The organism is Pseudomonas aestuarii, assembly GCF_027988105.1.
GTDB lineage: Bacteria > Pseudomonadota > Gammaproteobacteria > Pseudomonadales > Pseudomonadaceae > Aquipseudomonas > Aquipseudomonas aestuarii.
In genome coordinates, this window is the sequence record NZ_JAQJZJ010000006.1 from 296,957 (window position 1) to 313,918 (window position 16,962).

19 protein-coding genes are annotated in these 16,962 nt (G+C 60.5%); 10 read left to right on the plus strand and 9 right to left on the minus strand.

Annotated elements, in window-relative coordinates:
* Positions 1–7: 7 nt before the first annotated feature.
* From PH586_RS15075 to trpC, 3 genes are read left to right on the plus strand one after another with little or no spacing between them, the layout of a single operon-like run.
* Positions 8–604: an aminodeoxychorismate/anthranilate synthase component II gene (locus tag PH586_RS15075; protein WP_271348580.1), complete on the plus strand. Its 597-nt coding sequence runs from the start codon at positions 8–10 to the stop codon at positions 602–604.
* Positions 601–1,647: an anthranilate phosphoribosyltransferase gene (gene trpD, locus PH586_RS15080; protein ID WP_271348581.1), complete on the plus strand. Its 1,047-nt coding sequence runs from the start codon at positions 601–603 to the stop codon at positions 1,645–1,647. Before PH586_RS15075 ends, trpD begins: the two co-directional genes overlap by 4 nt.
* The gene (gene trpC / locus PH586_RS15085; RefSeq protein WP_271348582.1) at positions 1,644–2,480 is read left to right on the plus strand and encodes an indole-3-glycerol phosphate synthase TrpC; all 837 of its coding nucleotides are present in this window, start codon (positions 1,644–1,646) and stop codon (positions 2,478–2,480) included. Before trpD ends, trpC begins: the two co-directional genes overlap by 4 nt.
* Positions 2,481–2,535: 55 nt before the next feature.
* Here trpC and crp read toward each other — a convergent pair whose 3' ends face one another.
* Positions 2,536–3,180, minus strand: a complete 645-nt coding sequence (gene crp, locus PH586_RS15090; protein WP_172153125.1) for a cAMP-activated global transcriptional regulator CRP — start codon at positions 3,178–3,180, stop codon at positions 2,536–2,538.
* Between the two features lie 232 nt (positions 3,181–3,412).
* On the opposite strand from crp, the gene PH586_RS15095 reads away from it, so the two are divergent.
* The gene (locus tag PH586_RS15095) at positions 3,413–3,835 is read left to right on the plus strand and encodes an OsmC family protein (protein ID WP_271348583.1); all 423 of its coding nucleotides are present in this window, start codon (positions 3,413–3,415) and stop codon (positions 3,833–3,835) included.
* 96 nt (positions 3,836–3,931) lie between these two features.
* Here the strand turns inward: PH586_RS15095 and coq7 are convergent, their stop codons facing one another.
* Together coq7 and PH586_RS15105 are read right to left on the minus strand one after the other, a co-directional pair.
* The gene (gene coq7, locus PH586_RS15100) at positions 3,932–4,579 is read right to left on the minus strand and encodes a 2-polyprenyl-3-methyl-6-methoxy-1,4-benzoquinone monooxygenase (RefSeq protein ID WP_271348584.1); all 648 of its coding nucleotides are present in this window, start codon (positions 4,577–4,579) and stop codon (positions 3,932–3,934) included.
* A gap of 99 nt (positions 4,580–4,678) precedes the next feature.
* Positions 4,679–5,017, minus strand: coding sequence for a histidine triad nucleotide-binding protein (locus PH586_RS15105; protein ID WP_271348585.1), 339 nt, complete (start codon positions 5,015–5,017; stop codon positions 4,679–4,681).
* Positions 5,018–5,267: 250 nt separating this feature from the next.
* Between PH586_RS15105 and PH586_RS15110 the strand changes: the two genes are divergently transcribed.
* A complete protein-coding gene (locus PH586_RS15110; RefSeq protein WP_271348586.1) occupies positions 5,268–6,746 on the plus strand; it encodes an AAA family ATPase in 1,479 nt (492 codons plus the stop codon).
* Positions 6,747–7,030: 284 nt separating this feature from the next.
* Here the strand turns inward: PH586_RS15110 and PH586_RS15115 are convergent, their stop codons facing one another.
* The 4 genes from PH586_RS15115 to hemJ form a co-directional block, all read right to left on the minus strand.
* Positions 7,031–7,246: a hypothetical protein gene (locus PH586_RS15115; protein WP_271348587.1), complete on the minus strand. Its 216-nt coding sequence runs from the start codon at positions 7,244–7,246 to the stop codon at positions 7,031–7,033.
* A gap of 196 nt (positions 7,247–7,442) precedes the next feature.
* Positions 7,443–8,408: a DUF805 domain-containing protein gene (locus tag PH586_RS15120; protein ID WP_271348588.1), complete on the minus strand. Its 966-nt coding sequence runs from the start codon at positions 8,406–8,408 to the stop codon at positions 7,443–7,445.
* A gap of 275 nt (positions 8,409–8,683) precedes the next feature.
* Entirely contained in the window at positions 8,684–9,646 is a 963-nt protein-coding gene (locus PH586_RS15125) for an NAD(P)H-dependent flavin oxidoreductase (protein ID WP_271348589.1), read from the minus strand.
* A 19-nt stretch (positions 9,647–9,665) separates the two neighbouring features.
* Entirely contained in the window at positions 9,666–10,094 is a 429-nt protein-coding gene (gene hemJ, locus PH586_RS15130; protein ID WP_271348590.1) for a protoporphyrinogen oxidase HemJ, read from the minus strand.
* Between the two features lie 134 nt (positions 10,095–10,228).
* Here hemJ and argC point away from each other — a divergent pair, with 134 nt between their 5' ends.
* The 4 genes from argC to erpA all read left to right on the plus strand — a co-directional run bounded on the left by argC (position 10,229) and on the right by erpA (position 12,842).
* Complete coding sequence (gene argC, locus PH586_RS15135; protein ID WP_271348606.1) at positions 10,229–11,263, plus strand: N-acetyl-gamma-glutamyl-phosphate reductase; 1,035 nt, start codon at positions 10,229–10,231, stop codon at positions 11,261–11,263.
* Positions 11,263–11,994 (plus strand): DUF6776 family protein, encoded by a 732-nt coding sequence (locus tag PH586_RS15140; protein ID WP_271348591.1) that lies wholly within the window; start codon positions 11,263–11,265, stop codon positions 11,992–11,994. The genes argC and PH586_RS15140 overlap by 1 nt, the downstream gene beginning before the upstream one ends.
* A 9-nt stretch (positions 11,995–12,003) precedes the next feature.
* The gene (locus PH586_RS15145; RefSeq protein WP_238043768.1) at positions 12,004–12,414 is read left to right on the plus strand and encodes a bactofilin family protein; all 411 of its coding nucleotides are present in this window, start codon (positions 12,004–12,006) and stop codon (positions 12,412–12,414) included.
* A 77-nt stretch (positions 12,415–12,491) separates the two neighbouring features.
* Positions 12,492–12,842, plus strand: a complete 351-nt coding sequence (gene erpA / locus PH586_RS15150) for an iron-sulfur cluster insertion protein ErpA (RefSeq protein WP_069520772.1) — start codon at positions 12,492–12,494, stop codon at positions 12,840–12,842.
* Positions 12,843–12,916: 74 nt separating this feature from the next.
* On the opposite strand, the gene PH586_RS15155 is transcribed toward erpA, so the two are convergent.
* Positions 12,917–14,008 (minus strand): anhydro-N-acetylmuramic acid kinase, encoded by a 1,092-nt coding sequence (locus PH586_RS15155; protein ID WP_271348592.1) that lies wholly within the window; start codon positions 14,006–14,008, stop codon positions 12,917–12,919.
* A gap of 5 nt (positions 14,009–14,013) precedes the next feature.
* Positions 14,014–15,456, minus strand: a complete 1,443-nt coding sequence (locus tag PH586_RS15160) for an OapA family protein (protein WP_271348593.1) — start codon at positions 15,454–15,456, stop codon at positions 14,014–14,016.
* Positions 15,457–15,667: 211 nt separating this feature from the next.
* Between PH586_RS15160 and tyrS the strand changes: the two genes are divergently transcribed.
* Positions 15,668–16,867, plus strand: coding sequence for a tyrosine--tRNA ligase (tyrS, locus tag PH586_RS15165; RefSeq protein WP_271348594.1), 1,200 nt, complete (start codon positions 15,668–15,670; stop codon positions 16,865–16,867).
* The last annotated feature ends 95 nt before the right edge of the window (positions 16,868–16,962 follow it).

The following is a 16,962-nucleotide window of genomic DNA, read 5'->3' on the forward strand; positions in this document are numbered from 1 at the left end:
TCCTGCCATGCTGCTGATGATCGATAATTACGACTCCTTTACCTATAACGTGGTGCAGTACTTCGGCGAGTTGGGGGCGGACGTCAAGGTGATCCGTAACGACGAGCTGAGTGTCGCCGAGATCGCCGCCCTGAATCCCGAACGCATCGTGGTCTCGCCCGGGCCCTGTACGCCCAACGAGGCCGGCGTGTCCTTGGCGGTAATCCAGCACTTTGCCGGCAAGCTGCCGATCCTCGGCGTCTGCCTGGGCCACCAGAGCATCGGCCAGGCCTTCGGCGGCGACGTGGTGCGCGCGCGCCAGGTGATGCACGGCAAGACCAGCCCGGTATTCCACGAAGATAGTGGGGTGTTCGCCGGCCTCAACAATCCGCTGACGGTGACCCGCTATCATTCGCTGGTGGTCAAGCGGGAAACCCTGCCGGACTGCCTGGAAGTCACGGCCTGGACCCAATTCGCAGACGGCGCAGTCGACGAGATCATGGGCCTGCGCCACAAGACCCTGCATATCGAGGGCGTGCAGTTCCATCCGGAGTCTATTCTCACCGAGCAGGGCCACGAACTGTTTGCCAACTTTCTCAAGCAACACGGAGGCGCGCGCGCATGAACATCAAGGAAGCCCTTAATCGGGTTGTCAGTCAGCTCGACCTGAGCACTGCAGAAATGCAGGATGTGATGCGCGAAATCATGACCGGCCAGTGTACGGACGCACAGGTCGGCGCCTTTCTCATGGGCTTGCGCATGAAGAGCGAGACCATCGACGAGATCGTCGGCGCGGCGCAGATCATGCGTGAGCTGGCCGCGCCGGTGCGGATCGAGGCCGAGCGCCTGGTCGACACCTGTGGCACCGGTGGCGACGGCATGAATATCTTCAACGTCTCCACCGCCGCGGCCTTCGTCGTCGCCGCGGCCGGTGGCCAGGTGGCCAAGCACGGCAACCGCGCGGTCTCGGGCAAGAGCGGCAGCGCCGATCTACTGGAGGCCGCCGGGGTCAATCTGAATCTGACCCCCGAGCAGGTGGCACGCTGTGTCGAGAGCGTGGGGGTCGGCTTCATGTTCGCCCCGGCCCACCATGGCGCGATGAAGTACGCCATCGGCCCGCGTCGCGAACTGGGCCTGCGTACCATCTTCAATATGCTCGGGCCGATGACCAATCCGGCCGGGGTCAAGCATCAGGTGCTGGGGGTGTTCAGCAAGGCGCTGTGCCGGCCGCTGGCCGAAGTACTGCAGCGTCTGGGCAGTGAGCATGTGCTGGTGGTGCATGCCCAGGATGGTCTGGATGAGATCAGCCTGGCGGCGCCGACCTTCGTTGCCGAACTGAAACACGGGGTGGTCAGCGAGTACAGCATTCAGCCGGAAGATTTCGGCATCAAGAGCCAGAGCCTGATCGGTTTGACCGTCGATGACGCGGCACAGTCGCTGGCCCTGATCCGTGATGCGCTGACCAAGCGCAAGGGCGAGCAGGGCCAGAAGGCGGCCGACATGATCGTGCTCAATGCCGGAGCGGCGTTGTATGCCGCCGATCTGGCCAGCAGCCTGAAGGAGGGTGTACAACTGGCCCATGATGCGCTGCATACCGGGCTGGCCTGGGAGAAACTGCAGGAACTGGTGTCCTTTACCGCGGTATTCAAGCAGGAGAATGAAGGGTGAGCATTCCAACCATTCTGGAGAAGATCCTCGCCCGCAAGGTCGAAGAGGTGGCTGAGCGTCGCGCCATCGTCGGCCTCGAGGAAGTCGAACAGCAAGCCCGTGCCGCCGATACCCCACGGGGCTTTGCCCGGGCCTTGCAGGAACAGGCCAAGCGCAAGCAGCCGGCGGTGATCGCCGAGATCAAGAAGGCCTCACCAAGCAAGGGGGTGCTGCGTGAGCTCTTCGTCCCGGCGGAGATCGCCCGCAGTTATCAGACGGGTGGCGCGACCTGTCTGTCGGTGCTGACCGACGAGGATTTCTTCCAGGGCGCCGACCTCTATCTGCAGGAAGCGCGCAGCGCCTGTTCGCTGCCGGTGATCCGCAAGGATTTCATGGTCGATCCCTATCAGATCGTCGAGTCCCGTGCCCTGGGCGCCGATTGCGTGCTGTTGATCGTCGCGGCGCTGTCCGATGCGCAGATGGCCGAACTGGCGGCGACCGCCAAGGCCTTCGATCTCGATGTGTTGGTCGAGGTGCACGATGGTGACGAGTTGGAGCGTGCGTTGAAAACCCTGGACACTCCGCTGGTGGGAATCAACAACCGTAACCTGCATACCTTCGAACTCGACCTGGAGACCACGCTGGACCTGTTGCCGCGGATTCCGCGCGACCGCCTGGTGGTGACCGAGAGCGGCATCCTCAATCGCGCCGACGTCGAGCTGATGGAAATCAACGAGGTGTATGCCTTTCTGGTTGGCGAAGCCTTCATGCGTGCGGAAAATCCAGGGCTCGAACTGGAGCGGTTGTTCTTCCCCGAGCGCCGGCGGATGATTGCCAGCTCCGATGTGGGCTGATCGAGGCGAATAAAAAAAACCGGCGCATGCGCCGGTTTTTTTATACCTGGGGACTTCAGCGGGTGCCGAAGACCACCATGGTTTTGCCTTTGACGTTGACCAGGCCTTGCTCTTCCAGGGCTTTGAGCACACGGCCGACCATCTCGCGCGAGCAGCCGACGATGCGGCCGATTTCCTGGCGGGTGATCTTGATCTGCATGCCGTCCGGGTGGGTCATGGCGTCCGGCTGTTTGCACAGGTCGAGCAGGGTGCGTGCAACGCGGCCGGTGACATCGAGGAAGGCCAGGTCGCCGACCTTGCGCGTGGTATTGCGCAGGCGCTCGGCCATCTGGCTACCGAGGGCGTAGAGGATGTCCGGGTCTTGCTGGGTCAGTTCGCGGAACTTGGCGTAGCTGAGTTCCGCCACCTCGCACTCGGTCTTGGCGCGTACCCAGGCGCTGCGCTCTTTCTCCGCACCGTCCTTGTCGAACAGGCCCATCTCGCCGAAGAAGTCCCCGGGGTTGAGGTAGGCGATGATCATCTCACGGCCATCGTCATCCTCGATGAGGATGGTGACCGAACCTTTGACGATGAAGAACAGGGTTTCGCAGCGATCGCCTGCGTAGATGATGGTGCTTTTTGCCGTATAGCGACGACGGTGACAATGTGCGAGAAGTTTGTCGAGATTCTTGATTTTAGGTGTAAGGGTAATTGCGACCATGCCCGAGTCCCGAAAATAAAAAGGTAAGCCTTTGTCTGACAGGCAATTTCTTATAGTTATCTGGCCCAGTGTGCCAGTAATCCGGCGTCAGCTTAACAAACACGCCAAGGCCTAGGTCGATTTTGCGACCTGGCTAGCATCTAGCTGCGGAACTTGCGCCCGGAAGGGTGTCGTCAGACCGCGAAAAGGGCTGTGCTAAGCTGCGCCCCTTTTTAACAGCGGAGGCTTGCTAATGAAAGCGCGCATTCAATGGGCTGGTGAAGCTCTGTTTATTGGTGAGTCGGGCAGCGGCCACGCGGTGGTGATGGACGGCCCGCCGGAGAGCGGTGGCCGTAACCTGGGGGTGCGCCCGATGGAGATGTTGCTGATCGGCCTGGGCGGTTGCAGCAACTTCGATGTGGTCAGCATCCTGAAAAAATCCAGACAGGCGGTCGAGAGTTGTGAAGCCTTTCTCGAGGCCGAACGGGCCACCGAGGAACCCAAGGTGTTCACCAAGATCCACCTGCATTTCGTGGTCAAGGGCCGAGGCTTGAAGGAAGCGCAGGTCAAGCGTGCGGTCGAGCTGTCGGCGGATAAGTATTGCTCGGCCTCGATCATGCTCGGCCGTGCCGGTGTCGAGATCACCCATGACTACGAGATCATCGAGTTGGGCTGAAAAGCTGCTACAAGCTTCAAGCCACAGCGGTAGGGCGGGTTCAACCCGCCATTGAAGAAGAACCTGGCGGGTTGCACCCGCCCTACCGCCTGATTATCAGAGCCGATAGGCGCTCTTGGTCATGACCTTGGACAGCAATGTCATGCCGATTTTCACCGGCACCGGGAAGCGCAGGCCACCGGCTTCCAGGGCGCTGGTGGCATGGCGCTCTTCATCGAGGCGCATCTGCTCGAGGATCGCCCGTGACTTGTCGTCGTTTAGCGGCAGCTGTTGTAGGTGTTCGCTGAGGTGTTTGACCACCTGATCTTCGGTGGCGGCGACAAACCCCAGGCTGATCTTGTCGCTGATCAGTCCGGCGACGGCACCGACACCAAAAGACAGGCCATAAAACAGCGGGTTGAGCACGCTGGGGTGGCTGCCGAGTTGGCGGATACGTTGCTCGCACCAGGCCAGGTGATCGATTTCTTCGTCGGCGGCATGCTCCATGGCGCTACGCACCTGTGCGAGCTTGGCGGTCAGTGCCTGGCCCTGGTACAGCGCCTGGGCGCATACCTCGCCCGTGTGGTTGATGCGCATCAGGCCAGCGACATGCCGCGCGGTTGGTTCATCCAGTTCGGTCTCCGCCTGCACCACGGCCGGTGAGGGGCGACTCGGCTGGCCGCTGAAAGGCAACAGGGTACGCAGGGCCGCATCCGCTTGCAGGAACAGGCGGTCTACGGGGGAGTAGTGACGTTCGCTGGCCATCGGGCACCTCCGGCGAAAAGAGAGTGGCAAGTTTACATCCAATCGATGTGCCGCGGCTTGACTGGCGTCAGGGCCGTTCGGCAGGGCGGGAGTTGTGGTTCAGCCCGGCGGCCAGGTCATCTGCCGTTGACCCAGGACATGCATGTGGATGTGGTAAACGGTTTGTCCACCCAATTCATTGCAGTTCATCACCACGCGAAAACCGTCGTCGCAGCCTTGTTCTTTGGCCAGGCGCTGAGCGGTATAGAGGATGTGCCCGGCCAGGGCTTTGTCGTCTTCGCCGAGGTCATGGAGGGTGTGAATGTGCTTTTTCGGGATCACCAGGAAGTGCACCGGGGCCTTGGGGCCGATATCGTGAAAGGCGATCACTTGATCGTCTTCATAAAGCTTGCGCGCGGGTATCTCACCGGCGACGATCTTGCAGAACAGACAGTCCATGGCGCAGTCTCCTGGCCTGTTGAATGAGGCCCGAGTCTAGCAGCCTGCCGGACTTAGGACTGTCCTACTGCGGAAAAGCCGGATTTGGTCATTTTCTGCGCGCTTTTTCGTTAAATAGAGCGACTATCCGCCTCAAAAGCACGCAGAGACTGCCTCAAACCGGACTTCCCCTCGCTACGGACGCCAAAGTCCGACAGGCTGCTAGCGGGCTGAGTTGGTTCCGGCCAGATGGCCGCCACAAGGAGCGGGTGTGAAGAACGATATCCATGATCTGGGCCTGGTGCTCGATTCCAGGGTCAAGCTGATCCTCATCGAGTCCTGGGATGAACCGCGCGTGCTGGAAACGCTGACCGGTCTGGCGGTCAAGCGTGGCCTCGGCTTGCATGCCTGGTCGGTGACCGAGGGCCTGCAGCGCCTGGGCTTCGGCGGTGAGCCGCTGGGCGAAGCCACGAGCCAGGAGCCGGAGGCCGCGTTGCGGCTGATCAAGGCCGACCCGCAGGCGAATCTGTATGTGCTGTGCGACCTGCATCCGTTCCTCGACGACAACCCCAGGCTGGTGCGCTTGCTCAAGGAAGTCGCCATGCGCGATACGCCCCATGCACCAACCCTGGTGCTGGTCTCCCATGCCTGCAAGCTGCCGGCGGAGGTGCAGCGTTTTGCCGCGCGCTTCAGCCTGGCGCTGCCGTCGGAAGACGAATTGCTGGCGATCGTGCGCGAGGAAGCCAGCCGCTGGAGCGAGCGCAATCGCAATGCCCGGGTGCGCACCGATAATCGCACCCTGCAGCAGGTGGTGAAGAACCTGCGCGGCTTGAGCCATGGCGAAGCCCGGGTGCTGGCGCGCAATGTGATCTGCGATGACGGCGCGATAACCCAGGAGGATTTGCCGGAACTGAACAAGACCAAGTTCCAGCTCCTGGATCTTGAGGGGGTGCTGAGCTTCGAGTACGACACCGCCCGCTTCGCCGAGGTCGGCGGCTTGAGTAACTTGAAGCGCTGGCTGGCCGAGCGCCAGGGCATATTCCTCGATGGCAAGGGCGTCGACCTGCCCCGGGGCATGCTGCTGGTCGGTGTGCAGGGCGGCGGCAAAAGCCTGGCCGCCAAGGCCGTGGCCGGATTGTGGGGCTTGCCCCTGCTGCGACTGGACTTTGCCTGCCTGTACAACAAGTTCTTTGGCGAGACCGAGCGCAACCTGCGCGAGGCCTTGAGCCTTGCCGAGCAGATGGCTCCCTGTGTGCTGTGGATCGATGAGATCGAGAAGGGCCTGGCCAGCGGCGAACACGACGGTGGCGTCAGTCAGCGTGTGCTCGGCACCCTGCTGACTTGGATGGCCGAGCGCAAGGCGCCGGTATTCATGGTGGCGACCGCCAACGCCATCCAGCGGCTGCCGCCGGAGCTGGTGCGCAAGGGGCGTTTCGATGAGCTGTTCTTCGTCGACTTGCCCGATCAGGCGGTGCGCGCGGAGATCTTTCGCATCCATCTGGCGCGGCGCGAACTGGAACCCGCCGGTTTCGATCTGCAGCTGCTGGCGCTCGCCAGCGAGGGATTTTCCGGGGCAGAGATCGAACAGGTCGTGGTCAGCGCCCTGTATGCCGCCCAGGCGCAACAGCAGGCGGTCGATCAGGCCTTGCTGCTGCACAGCATCCAGAGCACAGCACCCTTGTCGGTGGTGATGGCCGAAGACCTCAATGCCTTGCGCGCCTGGGCTCACGGTCGTACGGTCCTGGCCTGATTCGCTGTGGCTGAGCATCCGGTTGCGCCAGCCTGGGCTGATCATCGCGTGGTGGCTATCCAGCGCCTCGAACGTGATGAGCGGCACCTGTTCCCAGCCGGAAAACACGCCACGCGTCGGCCGCGGGCAGAGGACTGAAACGCTGACGCCATAACTCTTCACGCAGGCCTTCGCAGAAGTGCAGACGATAAGCCAGGCTCACGTGGTGGTTGCGCATCCCTGGGCCGGAGTGAAATACCGCCAGCGAGGCGACCTTGAGAATTTGCCCGCGGCCTGACCGGCCATCACCGTGTCGAGTGCACGGCTGAGTCGGGCGAGAGCTGGGGCGGCGAGCAGATGCTGCTCGGCGCGCCAGCCCTGGGCGATAAGGCACCACAAATGGTCACCCCGGCGCTATTGATCAGCGGGTCGAAGGACAGCTCGCTCCGTTCCAGTTCATGCAGCAGGCCGGAAATGTGCAGTGGTTGGGCGAGGTCGCAGGCGCGGAACAGGGCTTCCACGGCAACGCGCCGACGCGACTCGCTGGCAATGCTGTCCAGCGCATCGCGTTGCTGCGCGACCTGGATCAGGCTATGCCCGCGACCTGCCAGGACCTAGGCCAGGGCCCGGCTGATACCGCGGAGGCACCGATAGTCAGGGCATAACGGCGCACGGCCTGTTAGGGCAGGTCGGGCCTCATTCATGATGAGGCACGAGTCAGAGACCCGCGCGGTTCAAATAATCCTGGTAGGCGGGCAGGGTGATGGCGGCAAGGATGCCGAGTACCGGGACCAGTAGCCAGAGCAAGGCCAGTACCTTGACCGCGCGGCTGTTGGGCGGTGCTGGTGGGCCGTAGCGATTCGCTCCAGTTGTGCCAGGTATGACCAGTATTACCAGGGCGAAAACGCCACCGACGATCGGTACCATGTTAAGCAGCCAGAGCCAGCCGGACCAACCGATGTCATGCAGGCGCTGTACGCTTATCTGTACGCTGACGACGACAATGCCGATGCCAACCAAGGCCATCAGGATGACGCCGACTAGTGGCGAAATAGCCATGCCGATGCTGGCTAGGCCAAACAGGGCCAGCGCCCCCAGCAGTAACATCAGTGACCAAGCCAGATAACGCAGGCGGCCGATGCGTCCTTCGATGCTGAATACCTCGAGTTCGCCGAACTCCGGCAGTGCTTCCGCGACTGTCGCCAGAGGTGTCGCGTAGGGGGTATCGGCAGCTCTGCCGATGTCGCCGGGCTGCTGAGGTTGGAACGCTTGCGTACTCGCGGAGAGCGCTGCCTGGCGGGCGATAAATTTCTCGATGATGATGCCGCAGGCAGAGCACTCCGCTGCCTTGGCCTGCCGGTGGCCGCACTTGGGGCAGGTCATGTCGCTGCTGGCGGCGCTTGCGGCGAAGCGAGGCTCTCCGCTGTCCTCCAGGCTCAGGCTGACGCCCGGCTCAGGCTCCTTGCGCGCTCTTGCCCCTGCGCGGTGCAGAGCCGCAAGGTACTGGTCGGCCTCGTCCTCAGGCAAGTTGCGCTTGAGGGCAATAGCGCGGCCGCTGAATAAGGCATTAATTCGTGCGTGGTCACTCTTGAACAGGCGCGCAAGGTTGTCTTGGGCGGTTTCCAGCGCCACCTCAGGCATTAATTCGCCACTGAAGACAATCTTGAAACGAGCTTGGTTCATGCGGGCTTCCTTGTCGGCGCTATGGGTAAAGGGCCATTACAGCCTAGCGGGCCCGCCGGCCTCTGAACAGGCAGCCTGGAGCACAAATATGCTGATCGCTTCACAGTTGGCACGCCCGCCTGACTGCCGACAAAAGCTGGGCTGTTGAGTCGCCATGGCTGGCTGAGGCCGTTCCTGTGCGTGTCGGGTGGCGGGCGTGTGCAGGTCGCTGGCGCCCATTGCGTCGATTCGATTGGCTGCCAGCGACGATAGGGATCGGTCGGCCAGTGGTCGCTTTACCGCGGCCAGCGCTGCTGCAGAAGTTGGGCTCGCCGCTGTGCATCGCGGTACTCGCGATCCAGGCGCGTCACCAGCGCATCGACGCTTGGCAGATCGGCTATGGTGCCGACGCCCTGGCCGGCCGACCACACGGTTTTCCAGGCCTTGGCCTCGTCGCTGATCGGCTTGAGTTTTTCCCCGTAATTGATCTCGCCCTTGTTTTGCAGCTGCTTGAGGTCGTAGCCGGCCAGCGCCAGGCTCTGGCGCATGAAGCTGGCCGGTACGCCGGATACCGCCGGGGTATGGATGATGTCGGCGGCCTGGGCGTCCAGAATCATCTGCTTGTAAGCCGCCGGAGCATTGTTCTCCTGGGTGGCGATGAAGCGGGTACCGAGGTAGGCCAGGTCGGCGCCGAGCAATTGCGCGGCGAGAATTTCATGGCCGTGATTGAGGCAGCCGGCAAGCAACAGGGTTTTGTCGAAGAACTGGCGGATTTCCGCGATCAGGGCAAAGGGACTCCAGGTGCCGGCATGACCACCGGCGCCGGCAGCGACCGCGATCAAACCGTCGACTCCAGCTTCTGCAGCTTTCTCCGCATGGCGGCGGGTGGTCACGTCATGGAATACCACCCCCCCATAGCCGTGAACGGCATCGACCACTTCCTTGGCCGCGCCGAGGCTGGTGATGACAATAGGCACGCGCTGGTCGATGCAGATGGCCAGGTCGGCCTGCAGGCGCGGATTGCTGCCATGTACGATCAGGTTGACTGCGTAAGGCGCGAACTCGGCCTGCAGGCCGGCTTCGATCTCTTCCAGCCAGGCTTTGAAGGCACCGCTGTCGCGCTGGTTGAGCGCCGGAAAGCTACCGACGATGCCGTTACGGCAACAGGCGAGGACCAGTTGCGGATTGGACACCAGGAACATGGGGGCGGCCACCACAGGCAGGCGCAGGCGTTGTTCGAGCAGGGTGGGAAGGCTCATGCGGATTCCTTGGGCAGGTTCAGAAAGGTTTGACCACGACCAGGATGACGACAGCGAGCAAGACCAGCACCGGCGCCTCATTGAACCAGCGGTAGAACACATGGCTGCGTCTATTCTCGCCGCGGGCGAAGCGTTTGAGCTGAGCACCGCAGAGGTGCTGATAAGCGATCAGCAGGATGACCAGGCTGAGCTTGGCATGCATCCAGCCTTGGCTGAAGTAGTAGCCGGGGTTAAGGCTGATTAACCAGGCACCGAAAATCAGGGTGGCGATCATCGACGGCAGCATGATGCCGCGATACAGCTTGCGCTCCATCACGCAGAAACGCTGGCGACTGGTGTCGTCTTCGCTCATGGCATGGTAGACAAACAGGCGTGGCAGGTAGAACAGCCCGGCGAACCAGCAGACCATGGCGATAATGTGCAGGGCCTTGAGCCACAGATAGAGCATTGATCGACTTCCTGAATGATAAATAGGCCCGATAGTAGTGGCCTGTGCCCAATACGTCATCTGCGCGGTTGGCCGTTGGCGGTTACGGCCTTATCATCGACGGCTTTCCAATGGCTTTCTGCAAGGGGCATGTGATGGTCAAGGTCGGTATCGTCGGCGGCACGGGCTACACCGGGGTGGAGCTGTTGCGCTTGTTGGCGCAGCACCCACAGGCACAAGTGGCAGTCATCACTTCGCGCTCAGAGGCGGGCTTGCGCGTCGACGAGATGTACCCGAACTTGCGCGGTCACTACCCTGACCTGTGCTTCAGCGTCCCGGATGTCGCAACCCTGGGCGCCTGCGATGTGGTGTTCTTCGCCACTCCGCATGGTGTTGCCCATGCCCTGGCCAACGAGTTGCTGGCGGCCGGGACCAAGGTCATCGACCTGTCTGCCGACTTTCGTCTGCAAGACGCCGAAGAATGGGGCAAGTGGTATGGCCAGCCCCACGGCGCGCCGGATCTGCTGCCGGAAGCGGTATACGGATTGCCGGAGGTCAACCGTGAAGCGATCAAGCAGGCGCGCCTGATCGCCGTGCCCGGTTGCTATCCGACCGCTGCCCAGTTGGGCTTTATCCCGCTGCTGGAAGCCGGCCTGGCCGACACTTCGCGATTGATTGCCGACTGCAAGTCCGGCGTCAGCGGCGCCGGGCGCGGAGCCAGCGTCGGTTCATTGTTCAGCGAGGCCGGTGAAAGCATGAAAGCCTACGGCGTCAAAGGACATCGTCACCTGCCGGAAATCTGCCAGGGGTTGCGTCGTGCGGCCGGTTCCGAGGTCGGTCTGACCTTCGTGCCGCACCTGACTCCGATGATTCGCGGCATCCATGCGACCTTGTATGCGACCGTGGCAGATCGCTCGGTCGATCTGCAGGCGCTGTTCGAGCAACGCTATGCTAGCGAGCCGTTCGTTGATGTGATGCCCGCCGGTAGTCATCCGGAAACCCGCAGCGTGCGCGGAGCCAATGTTTGCCGCATAGCCGTGCACCGCCCGCAAGATGGCGACTTGGTGGTAGTGCTGTCGGTGATCGATAACCTGGTCAAAGGTGCTTCCGGCCAGGCAGTACAGAACATGAACATCCTGTTCGGGCTCGATGAGCGCCTGGGGCTGGCGCACGCGGCCATGCTGCCCTGATGTCCGGCTGGGAAGTACGCCCCAGTGACCCGCGTCGTGCCGGCCGGGTACGGCTGTTGCTGCTGTTGTTGCTTTTGGCTGTACCTGCAGCGTTCTATGCCGGAATCTGGTGGCAGCTGCGCGCGACCCAGCAGATCGAGGTGCAGTACCAGCCGATGCAGGAGCGCTTGATCGCGCTGGAGCAGGAGCTGGATCAGCTGAGCCAGCGCCTGATTGTGGCCAGCAGTGGTGAGAAAGTCGCACAGCAGGCCAATGAGCAGAGTCGGTTGACCATCAAGCTGCTTGAAGAGCAGATCTTCAAGCAGCAGCAAGACCTGGCGTCCTACAGGGGCGTGCTGGCGCCAGCCAGTCGTCGGGAAGGACTACGGATCCGCGCCTTTGAGTTGCAGGCCACGGACAGGCCGCAGCATTTTCGCTACAAAATACTCCTCAGCCGGGTGGGCAAGGACGACAAGCCCATTGAGGGCCGGTTAGTGGTGAAAGTGGAGGGGCGTCAGGATGGAAAGGCGGTCAGCTTGGAATTGGCCGCATTGACGCAAAATCTTCCTGATCAGTTCAGCGGCCAGGTAATTCCCTTTTCATTCAAGCACTTCCAAGCGATTCCTGAAGCGGGACGCTTCGCCGAGCTGAAGTTGCCTGACGGCTATATCGCGCATCAGATCCGGGTGCGTGCCGAGATCAAAGGCGAAAAGCCGTTGGAGCGGACATTCAAATGGATCGACCAGGAGTAACAGTCTCCCATGTGGAATAAAGACAAACGCAAGACCGACCTGCAGCGCTTCACGGGCAAGACCAGCCTGATAGCCGCAGGGGCGGAATTTAACGGAGACTTACAGTTCCATGGCGCTGTACAGGTCGATGGGCGGGTCTGTGGCAATCTGCAGACCAGTGATGGCCTGGTTCGAGTCAGTGCCGAGGGCCAGGTTGAAGGTGAGATCCGTGCCCCCCGCATAGTGATCGACGGCGAGGTTATTGGCGATGTTTACGCCAACGAGCACCTCGAGTTGGGTAGCCGTGCGCGAGTGTGCGGCAATTTGTATTACGGCTTGATGGAAATGGCCATGGGGGCGCAGATCGAAGGGAGCATGCGTCCACTCAAAGAGCAGCCACGACCTTTGGAGTTGTCGGGGAATCTGGTTACTGCAGAATAGTTGACCGCTTTTGTAGGGTAAGTGGATAATGCAGGGCCTCAACGCAGTATGGCGTCTAGCGCCGGGAGATAGTCAGCATGAGCGTCGAAACCTTCACCCCCACAGCTTTGCTATTCACGCAGGGCGCGGCGAGCAAGGTGAAGAGCCTGGTCGATGAAGAGGGTAACCCTCGCCTGAAGTTGCGCGTGTTTGTCACGGGTGGCGGCTGTTCGGGCTTCCAGTATGGCTTCACGTTTGATGAAGAAGTCGCCGATGACGACACCATTGTCGAGCGCGAAGGGGTGAGCCTGGTCGTTGACCCCATGAGTTTCCAATACCTGGCGGGTGCTGAAGTGGATTACCAGGAAGGCTTGGAAGGCTCGCGCTTCGTGATCAAGAACCCCAACGCAACCACTACCTGCGGCTGTGGCTCGTCCTTCTCGATCTGACTACGTAGGCACAGATGCTCAACGCCGCGCCAAGTGCGCGGCGTTGTCGTTTCTGTGTTTGTCAGCGTTCGTGGTCAGGCGGGATAGATAGCGCCGAGCACTCGCAGTCCACAAGCGCCTGTCACACTCGGCCGATTGGTGGGTATGCCTTCCAGGCAGCAATGTGCCAGCCAGGCGAAAGCCATGGCTTCCACCCAGTCTGCCGGCACACCATAGGCCTGCGTGCTGTTGACTGCGCAGCCTGGGAGCAGGGCGGCGAGGCGAGTCACTAGCGTGCGGTTATGCGCGCCACCACCGCAGACCAGCAGCTCTTCAGTCTCGCTTTGGGCGCTGTGCAACGCTTTGCTGATGCTGATTGCCGTCAGTTCCAGCAGTGTCGCCTGTACATCTGCTTCGACATAGTGGGGTTGCGTGTCCAGGTGCTGGTCAAGCCAGTCCAGATTGAATAGCTCGCGGCCGGTACTCTTTGGTCCCCTGGTGTTGAAGAAGGGGTCGCTGAGCAAAGCTTCGAGTAACTCGGACTGCACCTTGCCGCTGGCTGCCCAGGCGCCATCGCGGTCATAGCTGTCGCCGCGTTGACGCTGGATCCAGGCATCCATCAGGACATTGCCGGGGCCACAGTCGAAGCCGCGCACAGGCTGAGCGGGCGCGAGCAGGCTGAGGTTGCTGAACCCGCCGATATTCAAGACCGCGCGAAAGCAGTGCTGCTCGCCAAATAATGTTTCGTGAAAAGCGGGCACCAGCGGTGCACCTTGACCGCCGGCGGCGACATCACGGCGACGAAAGTCGCTCACGACGCTGATGCTGGTCAGTTCTGCAAGCAGGGCGGGGTTGCCAATCTGGATACTGAACCCGCGGGTCGGTTCATGGCGAATGGTCTGGCCGTGGCTACCGATTGCGCGGATTGACGCGGGGGTGAGTTCTTGCTGTTTCAGTAACGTCTGAATGCCCTGGGCGGCCAGTCTCACCCAGCGTTGTTCAGTCGTGGCCGCGCGCGCCAGTTCGTCCGGACCCGGGGCACACAGGGCCAAAATATCAGCGCGCAGTTCTTCCGGCATGGGCAAGTAATGGGTGGCGAGTAGAGTGGTCTTCTCGCTCTGCTCGATCAGGGCAATGTCCAGCCCATCGAGGCTGGTGCCGGACATCAGTCCAAGATAGAGCTGCATCTGCGTTAGCGCTTGTTGAGCGCGAGCAGGGTGGTTTTTTCCTGATCCATGCGTGCCATCAAGGGCGTACTCAGTTGCATGAAGCGCTGCTTTTCATTGCGTGCGATGGGGTCGGCCATTGGCAGTTTTTGGCTGAGAGGATCGACGTGGGTACCGTTGACCTGAAATTCGTAATGCAAGTGTGGTCCGGTGGAAAGGCCGGTCGTACCGATGTAACCGATGATCTGGCCTTGCTTGACGTTGCCGCCGGTGCGAATGCCTTTGGCAAAGCCCTGCATGTGGGCATAGAGGGTGCGGTAGCGGCTGCCGTGCTGGATGACGACGGTGTTGCCGTAGCCACCTTTACGTCCGGCGAGGGCAATTTTGCCATCGCCAGCGGCTTTGATTGGTGTGCCGCGAGCTGCGGCGTAATCGACGCCCTTATGGGCGCGGATTTTGTTCAGAATCGGATGGCGACGGCCGTTGGAGAAGCGAGAGCTGATGCGGGCAAAATCTACAGGTGTGCGGATAAAGGCCTTGCGCATGCTGGTGCCGTCTGCGCTGTAGTAGCTGGTGTTGCCCTGTTTGTCGGTGTAGCGAACCGCGGTGAAGGTCTTGCCCCGGTTGGTGAAACGGGCCGAGAGGATGTTGCCGGTACCGACTTGCTTGTTGTTGACCACTTTCTCTTCATAGACCAATTCGAACTCGTCGCCATTGCGAATATCCATGGCGAAGTCGATGTCATAACCGAAAACGTTTGCCAGGTCCATGGTCAGTCCATGGGAGAGGCCGGCGCGTTTCGCCGACACAAACAGCGAGCTGTTGATTACACCGCGGGCATAGGTGGTTTTGACATCCGGTTTGACGATTTCACGCTTGAAGGTGAAGCCTTTTTCATTTTTGTTGATGCTGATGCTTTCGAGGTCGCTGAGCGTGCTCTTCAGGCTCTCGAGTTGGCCGTCGGCGGATAGTTGGAACTCGAGTTCCTGGCCAGCTTTCAGGCGGGTGAATTGCTTGGCTTCCTTGCTGCTGCCCAAAGCCTCGTGAAGGCTAGTGGCTGATAAGCCTACATCGGCAAAGATCGTGGATAGCGTATCGCCATTGGCAACCCTGACAATCTTGTGGTTGGGCTCGGCCGGCGCGGAATCAGCTGTTGCGGTGGTTGGGCGGATACCGTCGTCGGCTTGGATGCTTTGCTCGGCACTATTGCTGTTGTTCGAGGATTGCTCGATTCTGGTAAATGGAGACGTTTCCCGATCTTGGTTGAGCCGATCAGGGCGCGGCTCATTCGTTTCCGGCAAAACAAGCTCCGAGCCATTGTCAAGCTCGAGGCTGAGGTAGGTTTTTTTTGCTTCGACTTCGCGTGACGGGAAGACCAGCAAGGTCAGGCTGAGCAGAGCTGCTATGCCGCTTGCGGCCAGAATGTGAGTTTTTGGGTAAAGCGGTGGCGCTTTTCTTATAGAGGTCATAGGTGGCTTTGACTTTGGAATAAGTGAAAAGAAAAGATGAAGAACATGATGAATATGCATTAATTGTATAAAATATAACCAAAACGTCTGTGAGGCAACCCCGGAGGGGCTGTGGTAGGGCAGATGTGTGGGCCTCAGGGCAAAACTTGTTATTTGTCCGTGATCTTGTATGGTTGGTTCCCTTTCAATTTGTGTGGTCGTGAGTCCTGTCATGAAGTCGGTCGAAGAGCAGCTGGCGCTGATCAAGCGCGGTGCGGAAGAGGTTTTGGTTGAGTCTGAGCTGGTGGAAAAACTCAAGCGTGGTCAGCCGCTACGTATCAAGGCGGGCTTCGACCCGACGGCGCCGGATCTCCACCTCGGGCATACCGTGCTTATCAATAAGCTGCGGCAGTTTCAGGAGTTAGGCCATCAGGTGGTTTTTCTGATCGGCGATTTCACTGGAATGATTGGTGATCCAAGTGGCAAGAGTGCGACCCGGCCGCCTTTGACCCGCGAACAGGTGCTGGCGAATGCCGAGACCTATAAAACTCAGGTGTTCAAGATCCTCGATCCGGCGAAAACCGAGGTGGCGTTCAACTCCACCTGGATGGATCAGCTGAGCCCGGCCGATTTTATCAGGCTGGCTTCGCAGTACACGGTTGCGCGCATGCTTGAGCGTGACGATTTCAGTAAGCGCTACTCGACCAACCAGCCGATTGCCATCCACGAGTTCCTCTACCCTTTAGTGCAGGGTTATGACTCTGTAGCTCTGCGTGCGGATGTCGAGCTGGGCGGGACCGATCAGAAATTCAACCTGCTGATGGGGCGTGAATTACAGCGCTCCTATGGTCAGGCGTCGCAATGCATTGTCACCATGCCGTTGCTCGAGGGATTGGACGGTGTCAAGAAGATGTCCAAGTCGCTGGGTAACTATGTAGGCATCCAGGAGGCTCCGGGCGTGATGTATGGCAAGTTGGTGTCTATCCCTGATGTGCTGATGTGGCGTTACTTCGAGTTGCTCAGCTTCCGCTCAATGGATGAGATCGCTCAGTTCAGGCTCGACGTCGAGAATGGTGCCAATCCGCGTGATATCAAGATCAAGCTGGCTGAGGAGATAGTGGCGCGCTTTCATGGGGAGGAGGCGGCGGCAAGCGCTCATCGTTCGGCGGGTAACCGTATGCGTGAGGGCGAGCTGCCGGAAGACTTGCCGGAAATTGAATTGGTTTCAGCTGAGGACATGCCTATCGCCGCTTTGTTGAACAAGGCTGGCCTGGTCAAGAACGCTGCCATGGCGCGTGATTTACTGGGTTCTGGTGGTGTGCGAGTGGATGGAGAGGTGGTGGATCGGTCCTTTATATATAAGCAGGGCGCAACTCACGTCTGTCAGGCGGGCAAGAAGGCTTTTGCACGCATTACGCTAAAGGCGGAATAAAGGCTTGACGTAGTTTCTGTCGGGCCTATAATCCGCACCTCTTCTGGCGCAGGCCTCTCGGTAAACCTCTTGTAAAACAAGAAGTTAGCTTAAAA